Origin of the sequence: Azonexus sp. (genome assembly GCF_049652925.1) — a bacterium.
GTDB lineage: Bacteria > Pseudomonadota > Gammaproteobacteria > Burkholderiales > Rhodocyclaceae > Azonexus.
In genome coordinates, this window is the sequence record NZ_JBASFI010000039.1 from 20,093 (window position 1) to 39,271 (window position 19,179).

Annotated in this window: 15 protein-coding genes and 1 tRNA gene; 6 read left to right on the top strand and 10 right to left on the bottom strand. The window is 64.2% G+C overall.

The annotated features are described in order from the left end of the window. Positions 1-18 precede the first annotated feature (18 nt). The 5 genes from WBK19_RS17955 to WBK19_RS17975 are packed head-to-tail and all read left to right on the top strand — an operon-like array spanning position 19 to position 10,432. On the top strand, positions 19-5,448 hold the full coding sequence (locus tag WBK19_RS17955; RefSeq protein WP_511292183.1) for a DUF7379 domain-containing protein: 5,430 nt from the start codon (positions 19-21) through the stop codon (positions 5,446-5,448). Next, on the top strand, positions 5,445-6,302 hold the full coding sequence (locus tag WBK19_RS17960; protein ID WP_511292185.1) for a D-Ala-D-Ala carboxypeptidase family metallohydrolase: 858 nt from the start codon (positions 5,445-5,447) through the stop codon (positions 6,300-6,302). Before WBK19_RS17955 ends, WBK19_RS17960 begins: the two co-directional genes overlap by 4 nt. Positions 6,303-6,305: 3 nt before the next feature. Further along, on the top strand, positions 6,306-7,880 hold the full coding sequence (locus tag WBK19_RS17965; RefSeq protein ID WP_511292187.1) for a hypothetical protein: 1,575 nt from the start codon (positions 6,306-6,308) through the stop codon (positions 7,878-7,880). A 21-nt stretch (positions 7,881-7,901) separates the two neighbouring features. Next, positions 7,902-9,080, top strand: coding sequence for a patatin-like phospholipase family protein (locus tag WBK19_RS17970; protein WP_511292189.1), 1,179 nt, complete (start codon positions 7,902-7,904; stop codon positions 9,078-9,080). Next, the gene (locus WBK19_RS17975) at positions 9,077-10,432 is read left to right on the top strand and encodes a TRAFs-binding domain-containing protein (RefSeq protein ID WP_511292191.1); all 1,356 of its coding nucleotides are present in this window, start codon (positions 9,077-9,079) and stop codon (positions 10,430-10,432) included. The genes WBK19_RS17970 and WBK19_RS17975 overlap by 4 nt, the downstream gene beginning before the upstream one ends. Positions 10,433-10,496: 64 nt before the next feature. On the opposite strand, the gene WBK19_RS17980 is transcribed toward WBK19_RS17975, so the two are convergent. The 5 genes from WBK19_RS17980 to WBK19_RS18000 form a co-directional block, all read right to left on the bottom strand. Further along, positions 10,497-13,496, bottom strand: a complete 3,000-nt coding sequence (locus tag WBK19_RS17980) for an EAL domain-containing protein (RefSeq protein ID WP_511292193.1) — start codon at positions 13,494-13,496, stop codon at positions 10,497-10,499. Beyond that, positions 13,493-14,452 (bottom strand): cytochrome-c peroxidase, encoded by a 960-nt coding sequence (locus WBK19_RS17985; RefSeq protein ID WP_511292195.1) that lies wholly within the window; start codon positions 14,450-14,452, stop codon positions 13,493-13,495. The genes WBK19_RS17980 and WBK19_RS17985 overlap by 4 nt, the downstream gene beginning before the upstream one ends. Positions 14,453-14,591: 139 nt before the next feature. Then, positions 14,592-15,125 (bottom strand): chorismate--pyruvate lyase family protein, encoded by a 534-nt coding sequence (locus WBK19_RS17990; protein WP_511292197.1) that lies wholly within the window; start codon positions 15,123-15,125, stop codon positions 14,592-14,594. Then, positions 15,125-15,568 carry a DUF192 domain-containing protein gene (locus tag WBK19_RS17995; protein ID WP_511292199.1) on the bottom strand — a complete coding sequence of 148 codons (444 nt, stop codon included), beginning with the start codon at positions 15,566-15,568 and terminating at the stop codon, positions 15,125-15,127. Before WBK19_RS17995 ends, WBK19_RS17990 begins: the two co-directional genes overlap by 1 nt. Continuing rightward, positions 15,561-16,136 (bottom strand): pseudouridine synthase, encoded by a 576-nt coding sequence (locus WBK19_RS18000; RefSeq protein WP_511292201.1) that lies wholly within the window; start codon positions 16,134-16,136, stop codon positions 15,561-15,563. Before WBK19_RS18000 ends, WBK19_RS17995 begins: the two co-directional genes overlap by 8 nt. A 181-nt stretch (positions 16,137-16,317) precedes the next feature. On the opposite strand from WBK19_RS18000, the gene WBK19_RS18005 reads away from it, so the two are divergent. Continuing rightward, a complete protein-coding gene (locus WBK19_RS18005) occupies positions 16,318-16,923 on the top strand; it encodes a YIP1 family protein (protein WP_511292203.1) in 606 nt (201 codons plus the stop codon). A 7-nt stretch (positions 16,924-16,930) separates the two neighbouring features. On the opposite strand, the gene WBK19_RS18010 is transcribed toward WBK19_RS18005, so the two are convergent. The 5 genes from WBK19_RS18010 to WBK19_RS18030 all read right to left on the bottom strand — a co-directional run bounded on the left by WBK19_RS18010 (position 16,931) and on the right by WBK19_RS18030 (position 19,051). Further along, positions 16,931-17,461, bottom strand: coding sequence for a hypothetical protein (locus tag WBK19_RS18010; RefSeq protein ID WP_511292205.1), 531 nt, complete (start codon positions 17,459-17,461; stop codon positions 16,931-16,933). A gap of 10 nt (positions 17,462-17,471) precedes the next feature. Further along, positions 17,472-17,813, bottom strand: a complete 342-nt coding sequence (locus WBK19_RS18015; protein ID WP_511292207.1) for a 4a-hydroxytetrahydrobiopterin dehydratase — start codon at positions 17,811-17,813, stop codon at positions 17,472-17,474. 57 nt (positions 17,814-17,870) lie between these two features. Beyond that, positions 17,871-18,419, bottom strand: coding sequence for a hypothetical protein (locus WBK19_RS18020; protein WP_511292209.1), 549 nt, complete (start codon positions 18,417-18,419; stop codon positions 17,871-17,873). 23 nt (positions 18,420-18,442) lie between these two features. Then, positions 18,443-18,712, bottom strand: coding sequence for a DUF3460 family protein (locus tag WBK19_RS18025; RefSeq protein ID WP_511292211.1), 270 nt, complete (start codon positions 18,710-18,712; stop codon positions 18,443-18,445). Between the two features lie 254 nt (positions 18,713-18,966). After that, positions 18,967-19,051: transfer RNA gene (locus WBK19_RS18030), tRNA-Leu, on the bottom strand. Positions 19,052-19,179: the final 128 nt, after the last annotated feature.

Consider the following 19,179-nt stretch of genomic DNA (forward strand, 5'->3'; position numbering starts at 1 on the left):
GCAAGCAGGAGACCCAGCATGACAACACGCACAATCCGCATTCGCGGCACCAAAGTCGGTGCCGGCAGCCGGGGCGCCAGCCAGCCCGGCGGACCGGAACCGCTCTTCCGCCTTGCCCCGGGCAGCGCCCGCGATGGCGCCGGCGAGGAGATCGAGGTCAAGCCGGAAACGGTGGTGCGTGTCGCCCTCGAAAACGGCTTCGTGCTGTGGAGCAGGGCCGACGACCTGACCCGCGAATATGGCAGCCCGCCACCGCGCGGCGCCGGCGGCGCGTGGGAATTCACCCGTCTGACGCCGCGCCGGGCGGTGGTCAGCAAACGCGGGGCGGCCGGGTTGGCCATTCGTGTGCTGGAATTTTTCGGCGTCGATATCAGTAAAAAAGTGGCCGGCAAGATCGGCAAGGTTTTCGAGGAAAAGTCGCTGGAAAACAAGACGCCGGGGCTTTACCGCATCGGTGGCGGCGACAAGCTGGCGCTCACGGCGGTTCCCGGCACAGGTCCGCTCCCCTCCGCCCAGGGGCCGATCCTCGTTTTCATCCACGGCACGGCGTCGAGCACCGCCGGCAGTTACGGCAAGCTGTGGGACCCGCGCAATGCCGACGCGCTGAAATTCCGCGCGACACTGGCGACGACATACGGCGACCGGATTTTCGGCCTCGAACACCGGACGCTGACCGAAAGCCCGATCCAGAACGCCTACGCCCTGCTCGAACGGCTGCCCGATGGCGCCGATGTCCATCTCGTCTCGCACTCGCGCGGCGGTCTGGTTGGCGAACTGCTCTGTCTTTCCGGCTGCGCCAAGCTGACCGAGGTGCTGACGCCTTTGCAAATTCAGACCTTTTTTGCCGTTGACCGTAGCATCGCCCCGCAAATGGGCCTGGCGCCACTGTCGGCCGCCGAAGAGAAGGCGCGCAACGCCGCTTACGGCGCCGACCGCGAGCTGCTTGGCAAATTCGTCGCCCTGCTCGGCAAAAAGAAAATCCGCGTCAGCCGTTTTGTCCGCGTCGCTTGCCCGGCCCGCGGCACGACGCTGGCCTCGGGGCGGCTCGACCGCTGGCTGTCGGTGCTCGACTATCTTTCCTTCACCTCGCTCGGCAACGGCGTGATCGGCGGCGCCGTCGATTTCATGCAGGCCATCGTCGCCGAACGCACCGACCCGCGCACCCTGCCCGGCGTCGAGGCGATGGTTCCCGGCTCGGCCCTGACCCGGCTGCTCAACAGCCTGCCGGCACTGGCCACCGACGCCGATCTGTCGGTCATCGCCGGCGATATCGAAGGCGGCGACTCACTGTGGAATTCGCTCAAGGTGCTGGCCACCGACTGGTTCTACAAGAACGAGCACGACCTCGTCGTCGATACCGCCTCGATGCTTGGCGGCCTGCCGCGCCTGGCCGGCGGTGCCCGCTACCGCAAGGACCAGGGTGCCAAGGTCAATCATTTCCGCTATTTCACCAACGGCCAGAGCATCAACTGGCTGCGCGCCGCGCTGAGCCGCGGCGATCAGGAAAGCGGCGGCTTCCTGCCCATTGAAACCACACCAAAGACCCGTGGTGCTGCCCGCTTCTTCCGCCGCAAGCGCGCCAACAGCGCGCCGCGACCGATTGCCGTCGTCCTGCCCGGCACCATGGGCAGCGAACTCAAGGCCGGCGACGATCAGGTCTGGCTCAATTACGCCTCGCTGTTCACCGGCGGCCTGGGCAAGCTGCGCATGGGCAAGCCGGACATTGCGCCGGTCGGCCTGATCGAAGACTTCTACGGCCCGCTCGTCGACTTCCTGGCGCGCAGCCACGACGTCGAGATATTCCCCTACGACTGGCGCCACTCGATCCGCGACGCCGCGGCGCGGCTGGCCGAAACTCTGGCGCCCCTCGTCGACCGCGCCGAACGCACAAAACAGCCGCTGCGCCTCGTCGCCCATTCGATGGGCGGCCTTGTCGTCCGTTCGATGATCGCCGACAAGGGTGCTGGCGCCGCCCTCTGGCAGCGCATCTCGCGCCTGCCCGGCAGCCGCTTCCTGATGCTCGGTACGCCCAACTTCGGCTCCTACGAGGCGGTGCGCTGGCTGAGCGGCTTCAACCCGACGCAGGCCAAGCTGGCGCTGCTCGACATCACGCACGGCACCGACGAGATCATCGACCTCGTCCGCGGCTATGCCGGTCTGCTCGAACTGCTCCCCTTCGCGCCGCGCGATCCTGACTTCACCGACCTCACGCACTGGCAGGCGATCAGGGAAAGCACCGAGGCCGACTGGCAACTGGCCGATGCGGCGACGCTCAAGGAAGCAGCTGTCTCGTGGCAACGCCTGCGCGACGCACCGCCCGATCCGCTCATGTGCTACGTCGCCGGATGCCAACCGGCGACGGTCATCGACTACCAGCTGGTCAGCCGCGAAGACGAGCCGCCGAGCCAGCGCAAGAAGCTCGAATTCATCGCCACCGCCTCCGGTGACGGCACGGTGAGCTGGGATTCCGGCCGACTGCCCGGCGTTCCCATGTGGTACGTCGAGGACACCGCGCACGACGCCCTGTGCGCCCAGCCCAAGGCCTTCCCCGGCTATCTCGACCTGCTCGTCAAGGGCAGCACGACGCTGCTCCCCGCCGCGCCGCCGGCCCAATCGCGTGCGGCCAGCGGCGAGGACCGTTTTGTTCTACCGAGCATGCCGCTGGCCGACAGCATTCCCGGCCCGGACGAGATCGGCACATTCGGATTTTCGGGCGGAATTCCGGTTGACCGTGGCATTGTCGAAAAACCCGGCCTCACCATCGAGATCGGCATCACCCACGGCAGCCTGGCCTACGCCCGGCACCCGGTGGTCGTAGGCCACTATCAGGGCGACACCATCGTCAGCGCCGAGAAGGCGCTCGACCGCCAATTGGGCGGCGCCCTGTCCGGCCGCGCCGATCTCGGCATCTACCCCGGCCCGCTCGGCACGTGCACCACTTTTTTCAATGACAGCCCGACGGCCAAGCCGGCCGGCGCTCTGGTCGTCGGCCTCGGCGAGGTCGGCAAGCTCGGCCCCGGCCAGCTCGAAGAAGCCATGCGCAGCGCCCTGCTCGACTATTCGTTGCGCATCGCCCACTGGCCGGACGACCGTTTCGGCGAAGCCAGCCGGCCGCGCTCGGCGGCCATCAGTTGCCTGCTCATCGGCACCGGCGCCGGCGGCGTGCCAATCGGCGATGCCGTCGAAGCGGTGCTGCGTGCGGCGATTGCCGCCAACGCCCGGCTGGTCGATAACGAAATGGATGGCCGGGTTGTCATCGACCGCGTCGAGTTCGTCGAGCTCTACGAAGATCTCGCCATCTCGGCCGCCCACGCCCTGCGCAAGGCCATCGACAACGTCGATCTGGCCGGCAGCCTGCGCTGGGACGCGATGGCCATCGAAGCCGGCCAGGCCGGCCAGCACCGGCTGCGCGCCGACGAGTCGCCGGAATGGTGGCACCGCCTGGAAATCATCGAGGATGAGCACAACGACCAGTCGCTGCGCTTCATTTTCCCGACCGACAAGGCACGCGCCGAGGAAACCATGGCCACCGGGCAGTTGTCGCTGGCCGATTCCTTCATCGAAATGGCCAGCCAGGACACCAACCGCAACGCCGAGGCGGCCAAAACCCTGTTCGAACTGCTGCTGCCGGTCCGCGTCAAGGAACTGTCGGGCCAGCAAGGCAACCTCGTGGTCCTCGTCGACCAGCGCTCGGCCCGCTATCCGTGGGAATTGCTCGAAGACCGCTGGGGCAGCAGCCCGCGCCCGCCGGCCGTCAATGCCGGCATGATCCGCCAGTTCAAGACGAAAAACTTCCGCGCCCGGCCGGCCTATGCGCCAAACGACACGGCACTCGTCATCGGCAACCCTGACCTCGGCAACTCGCCCGACTTCGCCGACCTGCCCGGCGCCCGCGACGAGGCACTGAGCGTCGTCGGCACCCTGGCCAACGCCGGCTACGACGTCACCGACCGCATCGACGAACGCACGCCGGCCATCCTCGAAGCGCTGCACCGCGAAAAGTGGCGCATCCTCCACTTGGCCGGCCACGGTGTCCATGACTACCAGTCGGCAAAAATGGCCTTCGCCCGTTCAGGCATGGTCATCGGCCTCGACACTATCCTGACCCCGGGCGACATCGAGCAGATGCGCTGGGTACCAGAACTGGTCTTCATCAACTGCTGCCACCTCGGCCGCATCGACGGGCTCGGCAAAACCGAGCCCGGCGTGCTCGCCGCCAATCTAGCCGAGCAGTTCATCAACATGGGCGTCAAGGCCGTCATCGCCGCCGGCTGGGCCGTTGACGACGTGGCCGGCAAGGCCTTCGCCGACGCTTTCTACCGCCACATGATGGCCGGCGGCTTCTTCGGCGAAGCGGTGCGCGCCGCCCGCGAAGAGATTTTCGTGGTCTGCGACAACGTCAATACCTGGGGCGCCTACCAGTGCTACGGCGACCCCAATTTCCGCCTGTCGCGCGACGGCGTGACGAATTACGCCGAGGCGCCGCCCTACACCACGCCGCACGAACTGGCCGTCGATCTCGACAACATGGCCTGCGGCCTGCGCGACGGCGACGACAACTCGGATATCGCCGAACGCATCGACCGCCGCCTCAAGCGTATTCCGCCTGCCCAGAAAGGGTGGATGAAACGGGCCGACGTGGCGGCGGCGCTCGGTTTCGTCTGGGGCGAAGCCGGCGAATGGGAAAAAGCCATCGCCAGCCTGCGCACCGCCATCGCCGCCGAGCACGGGCAATGCAGCGTGCGCGTCATCGAGCAACTAGCCAATTACGAGGTGCGCCTGGCCGGCAGCCGCTGGCTGGCCGCCGACGACGGCCAGCGCGACAACGCGCTGCGCGCCAGCCTGCGCCAGGACATCGAACAGGCCATCGCCCGGCTCGCCGGGCTGTGCGCCAGCGGCCCGACCAGCGAACGGCTCAGCCTGCTCGGCAGTGCCTACAAGCGGCTGGCGCTGATCGAAACCGCCGCCGGACGCTGCGAAGCCCTGGTCAACATGGCCGAGCATTACCGCGACGCCTACGCCCGCGAAGGCAAAGCCTACGCCTTCACCAACTGGGCCAGCGCCGCCCTGCTCATTCGCCGCTTCTACCCGGAACAGCCGGCCGACCAGCCGCCACTGCTCGGCCTGGCCACGCTCAAACAGGACGTCTCCCGCCTGCGCAAGCAACTCGACAAGCGCAACACGAGCGCCCCGAACTTCTGGGACAGCGCCAGCCTGGCCGATCTCGACCTCGTGCAGGGCATGGCCGACCAGTTGCCGGGCAGCCGGCGCAAAGCCGCCGGCGCCGCCGACTCGGCGCGCCAGGCCTATCGTCAGGCCATCCAGCGCGGCGCCAGCCTGCGCGAGCGTTCATCGGTCACCGAGCACCTCGACTTCCTGCGCCTGAATTTCCCGGACGACGACCCGCTGAGCGGACTGATTGACCAGATCAAGGAGGACCTCGCATGAGCCCCCGTCAAACCCCGGCCAAACCGCGCCAGGCGGTCCCCGTTGCCGCCACGGGCACAGCCCAGAAGACCATCCGGCGCCGGACTGCAACCAGCCTTGCGCCGGCGCCGGCTACGGTTGCCACCAAACCCCGGAGCAAATCAACGCCAAAGCAAGCCGCTCCGAAAGAAAAGGCCGTGAGGAGAACGGCAAAGTCGGGCACCACGCCGCCCCCGCCGCCGGCTGCCAGCCCGGCGCCGCCAATATCCCGTGGCGTCTCCCGTTCGGCCAGTCGTTCAGCCACTTCCACGGTCGACCGGAAAAATGAGCCAATTTCGCAATTCACCTTGGCCAACGTCAGCCACGACACCCGCATCGCACCCAACTTCCTGGTCTATGAACTGACCCGTTCCGAACTCGCCGACCGCCGCGGCATCGACAACCATTTCGCGAGCGACCAAGAACTGCGCGCCGCCATCCATCTTGCCCGCGAAGTCCTCCAGCCGATTCGCGACAAGTTCGGCAGCTTCACACCGAACAGCGTTTTCCGCGGCCACCCGCTCGAACGGGCGCTCAAGAACAAGCCGGCAAGCTGGCTGAGCACCAGCCAGCATTCGCGCGGCGAAGCCTGCGACATCGAGATCGTCGGCATGAGCACGCTGGCCCTGGCCAACTGGGCGAAGGACAACCTCAAGGCTTTCGACCAGATCATCTGCGAATGCTACGACCCGGCCAAAGGCCCCAACTCGGGCTGGGTGCACATCTCGCTCAAGGCGCCGGGCAGCGGCGAAAACCGCCGGCAACTGCTCAGTTACATCGCCGACCACGGAAAAATGGTCTACGTGCCCGGCCTGCGCGCCACGGCAATCGCCTGAGCCATGGCCTCCGGCAAGATATTTTTCCTGCTTGTCGTCGCCACGCTGCTCGCACTGATCGGCGCCTGGATCGTCGCGCGCCGCTATCGGTCGAGCATGCAGCGCCTGATGAAAGCGCCACTCGTCGCGCCATCAAGCGTCAGCGCTTCAGCCCCGGTCGGCGCGCCGGTGCGCCGGCGTACGCCGATATTTCCGTCGCTGAACGACAACAATGAAGCGTACCGCCGGCTGCTCTTTTCCTTCATTGGACTGACCCTGATCATCGCCCTGACCCGAACGGTGATGACGCAGATCATCGCCGACGGCCCGATCACCCTCAAAACCGTCGCCACCCTGGGTGCGGCCTACGCCTGGCCGGTCTTGCCAGTGTTCGCCGTGATCGGCCGCTGGTCGCGCCCGCGCTTTGTCGGCGCCATGCTCGGCTGGCTGGTCTTTGCCATCCTGTTGCTCACCTGGCGCACCAACGAGAACATCAGTTTTGCCCAGATCGTTGGCTGGATGCTCTTCGACACCGGTCTGCCGCTCATCGTCGTCACCGCCCTCTGTCTCGGCGGCGCGACGCGCGCCGTCGGCCCCTGGCTGGCCCCCTTGTTCGTGGTGTTCAGTGGGTCGTCGCAACTCGGCCTCGATTTGCTGGCGGCGATGATCGAAGCAGAAAGCCCGTTCGTGGTCTGGCTGGCGGGATGGATGGGCGCCACCACCGCTTTCACCCTGTTTGCCGTGCTGCCCTGGCTGATCGCCTGGTGGCCGGCCCGCGCCCTCGGCCGTTGGCTGGCTGGAGCCTACCGGGAACGGCGGATTTCCGAACTTTTCTACCTGTTCACCGCGGTGTGGACCATCGCCCTGGTCGGCCCGGCGCTCGGTGCCATGGGCGATCTGGGCTGGGGTGCCATGGTCTGCTTCGCGCCGCTGCTGTGGATTCCGCTCGGCGCCTTGCTGATGCGGCGTTTCGCCGCGTCAAGCAGCACCGGCAATCCACCGACACTGCTCGTACTGCGGGTCTTTCAGCAGGACGCCAACGCCCAGGCCATCTTCGACCGCGTCATCGAACGCTGGCGCCTGAGCGGCAACACCGTACTGATCGCCGGCACCGATGTAGCCGACCGCACCATCGACGCCGACGACGTGTTCACCTTCCTCGACGGCCGTCTGGCCGAACGCTTTGTCTCGCACGCCAGCGACATCGAAACCCGTCTGCAGCAATTCGAATTCCAGCCCGATGTCGAAGGGCGCTACCGGATCAACGAATGCTATTGCCATGACAACACCTGGCAACAGGCGCTCGATCGACTGGTCGGCATCAGCGACGTGGTGCTCATGGACCTGCGCAATTTCAAGGCGAAGAACGCCGGCTGCATCCATGAACTCGGTGTCCTGGCCCAGGCGCAAAACCTGGCCCGCGTCGTCATCCTGACCAACAGCCAAACCGAACACGCCGCCGCCCAGGCGGCCGTGATCAACGCCCCGGCCGACCGTTTCGTCTGGATCGATCAGGGCGACAGCCTCAAGCCGGCCGACGTTCTCGCCACCCTATTCCCGGCACCCACGCCCGCCCCCATGCCCAACGCCGCCCGCTAGCCCCGACACAAGGAGAATCCCGTGAATCAGCAAGTCCTCACCCGCATGCAATCCGCCGGCCCGAAAAAGATCCTCGCCTGCGACGGCGGCGGCATCCTCGGGCTGATGAGCGTCGAAATCCTCGCCAAGCTCGAAGCCGACCTGCGCGTCCGCTTCAACAAACCCGGCCTCGTCCTCGCCGACTACTTCGATTTCGTCTGCGGCACCAGCACCGGGGCGATCATTGCGAGCTGCATTTCAACCGGCATGAGCACCGACCAGATCCGCAAGTTTTACACCGACAGCGGTCAGCAGATGTTCGACAAGGCCTCGCTGCTCAAGCGCCTGCGCTACAGCTACAACGACGAGCCACTGGCCAAGAAACTGCGCACCGAACTCGACAAGGCGCTGAATCATGCCGCCACCGCTGCCGAGCCGAATGCCACGCTGGGCGACGCCCAACTGCGCACACTGCTCATGATGGTCATGCGCAACGTCACCACCGATTCGCCGTGGCCGGTCAGCAACAATCCCCTGGCCAAATACAACAACACGGCCCGCGACGACTGCAACCTCAAGTTGCCGCTCTGGCAACTGGTCCGCGCAAGCACGGCCGCCCCCACTTTCTTCCCGCCCGAAGTCGTCACCTTCGGCGAGGACAAGGCCAAGCAATATCAATTCATCTTCGTCGACGGCGGCGTCACAACCTACAACAACCCGGCCTTTCTCGCCTTCCAGATGGTCACCGCCGCACCGTACAAAATCAGCTGGCCGACCGGTAGCGACAAGCTGCTCATTGTCTCGATCGGCACCGGCAGCACGGCCAAGGCGCGACCGGATGTCGATGCCGACGACCTGTGGCTGCTCGACAACGCCAAGAACCTGCCCGGCGCTCTCATGAACGCCGCCTCGGCGGGCTGGGACATGGCCTGCCGCGTCCTTGGCGACTGCCGTTTCGGACCGGAGATCGACCGCGAGATCAACGACATGCTGCCGACCGAGGCAGTCCCGGTCACCTCGACCGTTCCCAAGCAGTTCGCCTACGTCCGCTACGACCCGGATGTCTCGCAAGCCGGCCTCAATACGCTGGGCCTCGCCGATATCAAGGCCAAGGAGGTCCAGGTCATGGATTCGGTCAAACACATGCCGCAAATCCAGCGCGTCGGCACGGCCTATGCGGCGAAACACGTCAGCCTTGACCACCTGCGGGGCTTCGCATGAAAACCTGCTTCGTCATCCAGGGTTTCGGCAAGAAGACCGACTACACCGACGGCCGCGTTCTCGATCTCGACGCCTCCTACGCCATCATCAAGGAAGCCGTCGAGGCAGCCGGCCTGCAATCGATCCGCGCCGACGAAATCCAGCACTCGACGGTGATCGACGTCCCGATGTACGAAATGCTGCTGCAGGCCGACGTCGTCATCGCCGACCTGTCGACCTACAACGTCAATGCCGCCTACGAACTCGGCGTGCGCTACGCCCTGCGGCCGCGCACGACCATCGTCGTCGCCGAGGATGGTTTCAAGAACCCGTTCGATGTCGGCCACATCGCCATCCGACGCTACAAGCACTTGGGCGAGGACATCGGCGCCCGCGAGGCGGCCCGTTTCAAGGCCGAACTGAAGACGGCCATCGAGGAAATCCTCGCCTCCAATCGCGCCGACAGCCCGGTTTATACCTTCCTGCCACAGCTCACCCCGCCACAATGGGCCGCCGCACCAGCGGCAGCGCCAGCACCGACCTTCGCCGAACCGCCACAGGCGCGGGGCGGTTTGTTCACCGTCGCTGCGGCCAGCCTGCCGGGACTCATCGATGAACTGGTTGGTGGTGCCGCCCCGGAGCCGGTAGCCACGCCCAAAGCCATGCTCGACGAGGCCTTGGCCAAAATCAATCCGCCGGCTGGGGAGGCGAGCGATTTTGCCGGCGCCCGCACCTTGCTGCAGAAAGTCAGAGAACTCCGACCGAACGACCCCTTCGTCACCCAGCAACTGGTTGTCGCCACCTACAAGGCGAAGCAGCCCGATCCCGCCAGCGCGCTGCTTGAGGCACGCAGCATCATGGAAAAGTCACTCGATCCGGTATCCACCAACGACCCGGAAACCCTCGGGCTGTGGGGCGCCATCCACAAGCGCCTGTGGGAACTCCACGCCCGCCAGGACGACCTGAATGCTGCCGTCGACGGCTACGAACGCGGATTTTCACTGCGCCGCGACTGGTACAACGGGATCAACTATGCCTTCCTGCTCGACCTGCGGGCGGTCGAATGGCTCAAGGCCGGCAACAAGGACGACGCCATTGCCGACTCGGTCCTCGCCCGCCGGGTGCGCAGCGAAGTCGGCCGACTGGCGCTGGCGCCAGCCGAAGACAGGGATGCCGATGCGAAAAAGCGTTTCTGGGCCGTTGCCACGCTATGGGAGGCCGCCCTCGGCCGCGGCGACGCAGCCGAGACAGCGCGCTGGGGTGCGGCGGCGGAAGCGCTCGCCGTGCCGCAATGGATGCAGGACACGCGACTGGATCAGGGGCGGAAACTGGTCGAATTGCAGAAGGCGTTTACCGCACTCTCGGCGCCTTGAGTCTCACGCCGCCGGCGATTGTCGTTGCGACAATCGCCTCCCCTTTGAGGGGGACGGAGACCACTTAGCCCCGGCGCACCCCGACCGCGCGCTGGAGCTTGAGCAGCAGCGCCAGCGTCTCGTCGCGCGCGGCGAGGAGTTCGGGGATGTAGCTCCGTGATTCCTCGATCTTGCCATCGCGCCAGCAGTTGTCGATCCGGCCGGCTATCTCGTGGATGCGCTGGTGCGGGCGGTCGATTTCGGCAAACACCGGGTGGATTTCATAACGGCGCCGGGTATCCCCGAAATACCACTTGCCGAATTCGCAGCGGGTCGCGTTGTCGAGGTGCGCGCACGGCGCCGGCTGCCCCTCGTTGGTGGCATAGACGATCTGGCTGACCCAGTTGCGCAGCTGGATTTCAGCAATCAGCATCGGATAATCGGCCACGTCCCAATACAACTCACTGATCTCGCGCCACAGCGGGTCGGGCTGCCATTGGCGCACCCACTCGACGATCTTTTCGGCCGGCATCGGCTTGGCGATGCCGTAGCCCTGGGCGTGATCGCAATTGAGTTGAAGCAACAGGCGGCCATGTTCGACGGTTTCTACACCTTCGGCGATGATCTCGCGCTGAAAGGCGCTGGCCAGGCTGATGACGCCCTGGACGATGACCAGATTGTTATAGTCGCTGAGAATTTCGCGGACGAAGCTCTGGTCGATCTTGATGATCTCGGCCGGCAGACGCTTGAGGTAGGTCAGCGAGGAATAGCCGGTACCGAAGTCGTCGAGCGAGAAACGCACGCCGAGGGCGCGGCATTCGTCGATGACCCGCGACGTCTTGGCGACATCCTCGAGGGCGGCCGTTTCGAGGATTTCCATTTCCAGAAGATGGGCCACATCGGGATGCACAAACAAAGCAGCCTTGAGCTTTTCGACGAATTCGGGGGCCTGCAGCTGCTTGCTGGCGACATTGACGCTGACCGTCAGGTCCAGGCCCTCCTGATGCCACACCTCCATCTGGGCGAGTACGGCTTCGATGACCCAGTCGCCGATCAGCTTGACCATAACGTCGTCGTTGATCAGCGGCAGGAATTCGCTCGGCGCGAGAATGCCGCGCTCCGGGTGGTTCCAGCGGATCAAGGCCTCGGCACCGGTCACCTTGCCCTGGCGCATGTTGACCTTGGGCTGGTAGTAAAGGACAAATTCGTGCTCGTCGAGCGCCTGACGGATGCGGTTCACGTGATCGCGCCGGCTGCGCGTATGGCGGTCCTGTTCGGCATCGAATATCTGATAGCAGTTCTTGCCGGCCTGCTTGGCCCGATACATGGCCTGGTCAGCGTGCCGTAGCAGGGTATCCGGATCCTGATCATCATGCGGGAAGAGCGTCACCCCGACGCTGGCCGAGATGCTGACAGGTTCGGGCAGAACGCTCAGCGGCAGGGCGATCTGGGCTTGCAGGCGACGAATCGCCTCATGACATTCGGCCTCGCTGACAAAGCCAAGCAGGAGCAGGACGAACTCGTCGCCGCCAAGGCGAGCGACGGTATCGCCACCGCGCATGATCTGGCGCATGCGGTTGGCGATTTCAATGAGCACCATGTCACCGGCGCCGTGGCCCCAGGTGTCATTGACCGGCTTGAAGCCGTCGAGATCGAGATAGCAGATGGCCATCAGCGACGTCGTCCGGCGGGTCTGGGCAATGCCCTGGACCAGGCGGTCGGCGAGCAGCGTGCGGTTTGGCAGCTCGGTCAGCGGATCGTAGTAGGCCATCTGGGTCAGCTGTGATTCCTGAGCCTTGAGGCGGCCGATATCGGAGAAGACGGCGACGTAGTTGGTGAGCTTTCCATCGCTTTCGCGCACAGCGGAGATCGACAGCAGTTCCGGGTAGATCTCGCCGTACTTGTTGCGATTCCAGATCTCTCCGCGCCAGCTGTCGGTTTCGTTGATGCTCTTCCACATCGCCTCGTAGAACTCGCGGTCGTGGCGACCGGATTTCAGGACGCGGGGATTCCGCCCGATGACTTCGCTGCGCTCCCAGCCGGTAATGCGCGAGAAGGCCGGGTTCACGTCAAGGATGTTGCCGGAAGCGTCGGTCAGCGTGATGCCGTCGTGGGCACTGCGGAAAGCCGTTGCGTGCAGGGTCAGCTGCTTTTCGACGGCAAGCTGTGCGGCGTAGCGATCACCGAGTTCGCGATTGGCTTTGGCCAGCGAGCCGCGGGCCTGGTCGAGCCGGAAAAACAGAAAGGCCAGGAAGGCGGTGAGCAATATGGCCAGGGCGTAAAGCGCCATGCGGTAGCGGGTGGCTGCATGGTGCGCCCGGGCATGGCCGTCGGCGTAGGCACCTGTCAGTTTTTCGAGCAGCGCATTGCTGTGCAAATCGGCAATTTCGGCCATCAGCACATCCAGCGCGCCGAGCCGCTTGCCGATGCTGTCGCCGTGGCGAATGATGTTGTCGATCAGGTGTTTCTGCGGTGCCCCCAGCGTAACGCCAGCCAGTTCTTCGCGCGCGGCGGCGACTCGTTCGCCCCCTTCCGGCGTCGGGGTATGGGCGAAGGCCAGTATCTCGCGCGTATATTTCCCGACCGGGTCGCGCAGGCTGCCGGGTTGCGTGGACAAGAGCTGGGTATCGAGAAAGGCAGAGGTCGCAATCGGGAAAAAAGCCATCGAATTGCGCAAAATGGCGTTGTCGCGCTTGAACTGGTCGACCATCCCTGACTTGCGGCTGATCGCCGCGACCAGATCGGTGGCTGCGGCGGCAACCTCCGAACGATCCTCGGCCGAGAGAAAGGCCGGGGGCTCGCTGACCTCCTTGGCGAGAAGGTCGGCCCGGCGCATGTATTGGGTAATCGCGTCGTAATTCCGGACCTGTTCAAGGCGATTGGCCAGGATCTGGCCATCGACGCGCGCATCGAGCTCGCCAAGGTCGCGCAGCTTCTGGGTGTAGGCGAAGTGCGCATCGGGAGAGACGTTCTCGGCCAGGAAAAACAGCCCGGTCAGTGCCGAGACAACAAGGCCGACAGACAGTACGAGGGCCAACCGGAACTGGCGTGGCGGCAGGCCCAGTATGGGTTTTGGCAGGCTCATTGCAGCCGTTTTCCTTCCCATTCGCCAGTCAGCGTATGGAGAAAAGCAACCAACGCGTTGACATCGTCGCCGGAAAATTCCCGGCCAAGCTGGTAGCGCCCCATGATGATCACCGCCTGGTCCAGCGACTCGGCCGAACCGTCATGGAAATACGGCGGCGTGACTGCAACATTGCGCAGACTGGGGACCTTGAAGACGTTCTTGTCCTTGTCGAGGCCGGAGACGTTGAAGCGACCGAGGTCGGCCTGGCGGCCGGCACTATCCTTGAGATACTCGTCCATCACGCCAAAGCGCTGGAACATGTTGCCGCCAAGACCGGTGCCCTGATGGCAACTGGCGCAGCCATAATCGAGAAATCGCTGGTATCCGGAACGTTCGAGCGGGGTGAGCGCTTCCTTGTCGCCGGCCAGGTAGCGGTCGAAAGGGCTGTTCGGGGTGAGCAACGTGCGTTCGTAGGTGGCGATGGCGTCGACGATGGTTTCGCCAGTCATGCCCTGCGGGTAGATTCGCTTGAATTCCTGACGATAGCTGTCGTCACGGCTGAGCTTGGGGATGACCTCGGCCCAGTTGGAGGCCATTTCGAGCGGATTGTGCACCGGCCCGGCGGCCTGCTCTTCGAGGCTGGCGGCGCGGCCATCCCAGAACTGGACAAAATTCAGGCTGCTGTTGAACACCGTCGGCGCATTGACACCACCTTTCCGGCCTTCGATGCCAACCGAAACGGGCAGGCGATCACTGCCGCCGGCCTCGAGCCGGTGGCAGGTGGCACAGGCGATCGTGTCGTCATGGGAGAGGCGGGGGTCGAAGAAAAGACGTTTGCCCAGCGCAACCTTGTCGGCCGGCAAGTCCGGAACCGATGGCAACGGCAGCATCGCCCCTGATCCTGACAGCGTCCCCTGCAGCGACGGGTTGCCCGGCCTTGCCACCGGCTGGTCCGAAGTGGTTTCGTCGCGCATGCACCCGAAGGAGGCTGCAAGAGCCAAGACCGCGAGCATAACTGCCAGAAAGGATCGAAAACTCATCATTTGATTATAGGTCTGGCGCGGGTTTCGTGGCCAATTGCCGGAAAACTCGCCGGGCGACGAGCATTGACACTCAGCAACGGAAACTCGCCACTGCCGGCAGAAACACTTCAGTCACCAGCACCTGTTGCGCCCCGAGGCGATGCAGCGAACGGCGGGCCCACAGGGTGTCGCCGGTGGCGCCGAGGGCGGCGGCCCGCTGGAAAAGCGGGTGACGCGGGTCGAGCCGGCGAAACTCGATGGCGCCGCGTTGAAAGCCGGGATGGGTGAACAGCAGCGAACCGAGCGAGTTGCTGCCGAGGCGTGCCAGCCAGCGGCTCAGGCGGCCATTGCTGGCGGTAGACAGTGTGGTGTGGGCAAAAATGACAGGAACGCCGTCGCATTCCAGCGCCACTTCGCGAACCCAGGCCGGGGCTCGCGATTGCTTGAGGCGCAGACCTTCATCAGCCAGCGCCTGACCCTTTTCGTAACGCAGCAGGCGGACGCAAAACTGGCGGCTGTTGCGCTGGCAACGCGCCGTCAATGAGCCGGGTTCGGTCAGCCAGGAGGCCAGGTCAGCATCGAGCGGGCCTCCGGTCGGGCGGGCACGCCAATCGTTTCGACTCATTATTGCGGACGCGGCGCCTTGTCGAGACCGCCCAGCTTGACGCCGGGCTTGATGCCGCGCTGGGCGAACCAGCCGAGGTTCATTTCCAGCGCGTAGCGGGCCGGGCGGCGGGCGCAGTGGTTGTCTTCGGTTTGCGGCTGCATGTCCTCGATGTTGATGATCTTGCCTTCGCCGTCCATGAAGGCGACCGAGAGTGGCAGCAGCGTGTTGCGCATCCACATGCAGTGGGTGTTTTCCTGGGTAAACACGAAGAGCATGCCGCGCTGGGTCGGCATGGCCTTGCGGTTCATCAGGCCGACCTGGCGGTTCTGGTCGTTGGCCGCAACTTCGGCCTCGATGCGGTGAAAGCCGGCGCTCAGTTCCATGAGCGGCATGGCACCCTGCGCCCAGGCCGAAGCACTGATGGTCAGGCCGGCGAGCAGGCCGACGAGTGTCTTATTCATTGAATTTTCCTTGCAAATCCTGGTAACTGCCGTCGATCTTTCGCCATTCACCAAGGGCCAGACCGTCCAGCGTCGCTGCCCCGATGGCAGCCCTGATCAGACGGAGCGTAGGATAACCGATGGCCGCCGTCATGCGCCGCACCTGGCGGTTCTTGCCCTCCGAAATGCGGATTTCCAGCCACGCAGTCGGGATCGCGGCGCGGTAGCGAATCGGCGGCTCGCGCTGCCAGAGGGCTGGCGGTTCGCCAATCAGCCGCACCTTGGCCGGCTTGGCGGTGAAATCGGAGAGCGCGATGCCGGCGCGCAGTTTGTCGAGCGCCGCTTCGTCCGGCGCGCCTTCGACCTGCGCCCAGTAGGTTTTTTCCAGCTTGTGTTTGGGGTCGGCGATCTTGGCCTGCAGCTTGCCGTCGTCGGTCAGGATGAGCAGCCCTTCGCTGTCGGCATCGAGCCGGCCGGCGACATACACGCCCTTGACCGGAATGAACTCGTCAAGCGCCCGCCACTTGCCTTCCGGCGTGAATTGGCTGAGGACGCCGTAAGGCTTGTTGAAAAACACGAGGGAGGACACGGCGGCAGGGTTTCGCGGGCTGGGCAGGATTTCAATTTTCGCCGATTTTTCCGGTTGACCGTGGAAATGGGCAGGAAAATGTGGAACCGCGAAGGATCAACGAATCTCTAAACATTGTCCCGCTCGTGCCGTTGCCGCACCCGGCGTCCGGCACTCTTTGGCGGCGACAAGGAGGTTCATCATGTCCCTGACTCATTTCCCGGCAATGCTGATATCGGAAACCGAGGGCTGGTCCGATATTCAACGCAGCCATCCGCCCGCCCGCTCCCTGATGTTCGGTCTCGTCATGCCGCTGTCGATCATTCCCCCGGCGATGTTTGCCTTTGCCGAACGGGTTTATCCCGGTGCCGTTTTTCCGCTCTCCGTGCCGGCGATGACCGGCGGCCAGTTGCTGGCCAGCGGGATCGTCATGTTTGTCGCGCAACTGGCGATGGTTTCATTCATGGCCATGCTGATCCAGCGCATGACCAGCGACCAGGATCACGACCCCGGTTACGAGAATGCCTACACGCTGGCGGCCATTGCGCCGGTGCCGCTGTGGCTGTCGTCGCTGGCGCTGTTGGTGCCCAGCCTGACGGTCAATCTGTTGATCGTGGCGGCGGCCTGGCTGGCGTCGGCGGCGCTGATCCGGCACGGCGTGCGGCCGCTGCTCAAGGTCAACGACGCGCGCAAGGCGCATTACATCTCCAATCTGGTGACGGCGGTCGGCGTCCTGGCCTGGTTCGCCCTGATGATCATCTCGGCCGCCCTGCTCAGCGTGCTGCAGGGGATTGCCGCTATGTTCTGAAACCGCGTCAGGCGTGCAGCAGGCGAAAGCTGTCGAGAAAAGCCGACTTGGCATCCACCGGCATGAGCGGCCGGATGCTGTCGGGCAGCGGCCGGATGTCCCGAAGGTTGGCCCAGGCTTCGGTCGAGTGCGGCATCAGGTCGCGCTTTTCAGTGGCCAGGGCAACCAGATCGGCGGCCTTGATCGCCGGGTCCAGGTGTTCAAGATCGACAGCGAAACGCTCGCCGATGATCTGCATGACGCGGCCTTCGATGGCACTGAATTCAGGGAACAGGTTTTTCAGCGGCTTGACCATGTCGCCCAGATAGGCTTCGGCCGCGTCGTGCAGCAGGGCCGCCAGCCGTAGCGGCTCAGGCACCAGTTGCATGACCATCAGGCTGTGCTGGGCCACCGAATAGAATTCCCGCGTCTGGCCGTTGAAACGGCACTGGTAGGCAAGGCCGTGGGCGATGTCCTCGATGGCGACATCGTCGATATGCGGTCGGGTCAGGAAAAAACGGTGACCAAGAAAGGTCGAAACGTAGGGGCTGTCGATCATGGCCGCCAGTTTACACGCCGAGCAGGCAGCGTTCTATCTTGGCGGCACAGATGAAATCGTTTTCCGACAGGCCGCCGATGGCGTGCGTCGTGTAGCGCACGCGGCACTCCCGGTAACCGACCTCGAGGTCGGGATGGTGGTTCTCGCGATGCGAAATCCAGGCCGTTGCATTCACGAAGGCCATGGTTTCGTAATAGTTGCGAAACTGGAAAGTCTTGCTGATCTCTGTACCCGTTTGCACCCAGCCATCGAGGCTCGGCAACAGCCGGTCGATTTTTTCCTGGGATAACGGCGGCGTGCCACCCTCACAGGGCGCGCAACTCTTTTCACTCAAATTGCAGACGGTTTCCATAGGATCGCTCCTCTCTCGCCTCGTGACGCCGGATAAAGCCGATCAGGCCCGACGCCATCAGTGATTCACCGGTGATTGCCAATGGGCAAATTCGCGGGCGGCCTGATTGTAATTGCCGATAGCGTCTACCCGGTCAACCGCCAGAACCGGGACGGGAATCTCGACCGGGATCGCATTCGCCCGGATCTGCGGTTGTCCCGTCGTGAAATCTGCCTGACGTGCAGCGGCGAGGAGTGCCGAGTAAACCGGATTGAACCGGTTGTTGGCGATGGCGCGCTGCGCCGGGTTATCGATCAGCGACTGCAGGGAAAGACGCGCTGCCGAGGCTTCCCGCCGGGCGGCAAGGTTGTCGGTTTCCAGGGCGCTGGCTTGTCGAGGCACTGAAATGACCAGAGAGGTCTGGCTGGCGGAGGTCTGCGGGGCGGTTCCGGTTGTTGCCGTCGCCGCCAGGAGGCGCCCCTGTGGCGAGAGGCTGACAATGCTGGACGGTGTCTCGGCGGCAGCTGCGTTCCTCGTTGCCGTCGTCCCCAATGGCCGGGCAGCCAACGGCGAAATCGCGCTCACGCTACCGGGCGAGACGGGCTGAAAACTCAAGCTGATGGCCATGGCGACGGGCTGCCGAATTGCGCCTATTGCTTCGTGGCGCGCCAGGCCGAGCTATAAAATCCGTAGCCGTCAGCCTCGGCGCGGTCCTGCTCGGCCTTTTGCTGCTCTGCCTGATCGACTTTCTTGTCCCAGTAGAGCAGGCGCCCGTCGTGCTGATCGACCAGTGCATCGGGATGATCGACCAGGAACTGATCGATGAATTGCGTGTATTCCGAGACATACCCGCGGTCGATTTCGCCGGCCGGGTGCTCGGCGCTGTCCGGGTTGAACAGCCTGCTGATGAAATTGCTCATCGTCCTTCCTTTCACGCCAGAAGGCCGGTTATCTGCCTCCTGAATCAGGCGGCATCGAATTCCGTAATGGTCAGAACGCCGCGCATGTCATGAATGGCCTGTATTGCTTCCATTCAGTCTTTCGAGTCAGCAGGAACAACAAGGTTCCCGCCTGCGACTTTTAGTCAATCGATCGACCAAAGCAGCGGCGAAACATGAACAAGCCGGAAATGACGTACTAAGGAATTGATTCTGAGTGTATTCATCAGAATTATTGGTGCCTTGGGCGAGACTCGAACTCGCACAGCTTGCGCCACTACCCCCTCAAGATAGCGTGTCTACCAATTTCACCACCAAGGCTGCAGCATCCGGGGATGCTTGCTTACTTCGAACGACGAAGAAGGGGCGAGATTCTAGCGGGAAATCGGCGCGGCGTTAAGCCCCTTGGCAATAAAACGAAGGGGGAAATATCATTTCACACCGCCCCG

Excerpts from the sequence above, each read along its gene's own strand:
- WBK19_RS17995 (WP_511292199.1), bottom strand. The coding sequence starts at position 15,568 with ATGAATAAGACACTCGTCGGCCTGCTCGCCGGCCTGACCATCAGTGCT.
- WBK19_RS17960 (WP_511292185.1), top strand. The coding sequence starts at position 5,445 with ATGAGCCCCCGTCAAACCCCGGCCAAACCGCGCCAGGCGGTCCCCGTT.
- WBK19_RS17990 (WP_511292197.1), bottom strand. The coding sequence starts at position 15,125 with ATGAGTCGAAACGATTGGCGTGCCCGCCCGACCGGAGGCCCGCTCGAT.
- WBK19_RS18020 (WP_511292209.1), bottom strand. The coding sequence starts at position 18,419 with ATGGCCATCAGCTTGAGTTTTCAGCCCGTCTCGCCCGGTAGCGTGAGC.
- WBK19_RS18005 (WP_511292203.1), top strand. The coding sequence starts at position 16,318 with ATGTCCCTGACTCATTTCCCGGCAATGCTGATATCGGAAACCGAGGGC.
- WBK19_RS18015 (WP_511292207.1), bottom strand. The coding sequence starts at position 17,813 with ATGGAAACCGTCTGCAATTTGAGTGAAAAGAGTTGCGCGCCCTGTGAG.
- WBK19_RS18010 (WP_511292205.1), bottom strand. The coding sequence starts at position 17,461 with ATGATCGACAGCCCCTACGTTTCGACCTTTCTTGGTCACCGTTTTTTC.
- WBK19_RS17965 (WP_511292187.1), top strand. The coding sequence starts at position 6,306 with ATGGCCTCCGGCAAGATATTTTTCCTGCTTGTCGTCGCCACGCTGCTC.
- WBK19_RS17975 (WP_511292191.1), top strand. The coding sequence starts at position 9,077 with ATGAAAACCTGCTTCGTCATCCAGGGTTTCGGCAAGAAGACCGACTAC.
- WBK19_RS18025 (WP_511292211.1), bottom strand. The coding sequence starts at position 18,712 with ATGAGCAATTTCATCAGCAGGCTGTTCAACCCGGACAGCGCCGAGCAC.
- WBK19_RS17955 (WP_511292183.1), top strand. The coding sequence starts at position 19 with ATGACAACACGCACAATCCGCATTCGCGGCACCAAAGTCGGTGCCGGC.
- WBK19_RS17980 (WP_511292193.1), bottom strand. The coding sequence starts at position 13,496 with ATGAGCCTGCCAAAACCCATACTGGGCCTGCCGCCACGCCAGTTCCGG.
- WBK19_RS17985 (WP_511292195.1), bottom strand. The coding sequence starts at position 14,452 with ATGCGCGACGAAACCACTTCGGACCAGCCGGTGGCAAGGCCGGGCAAC.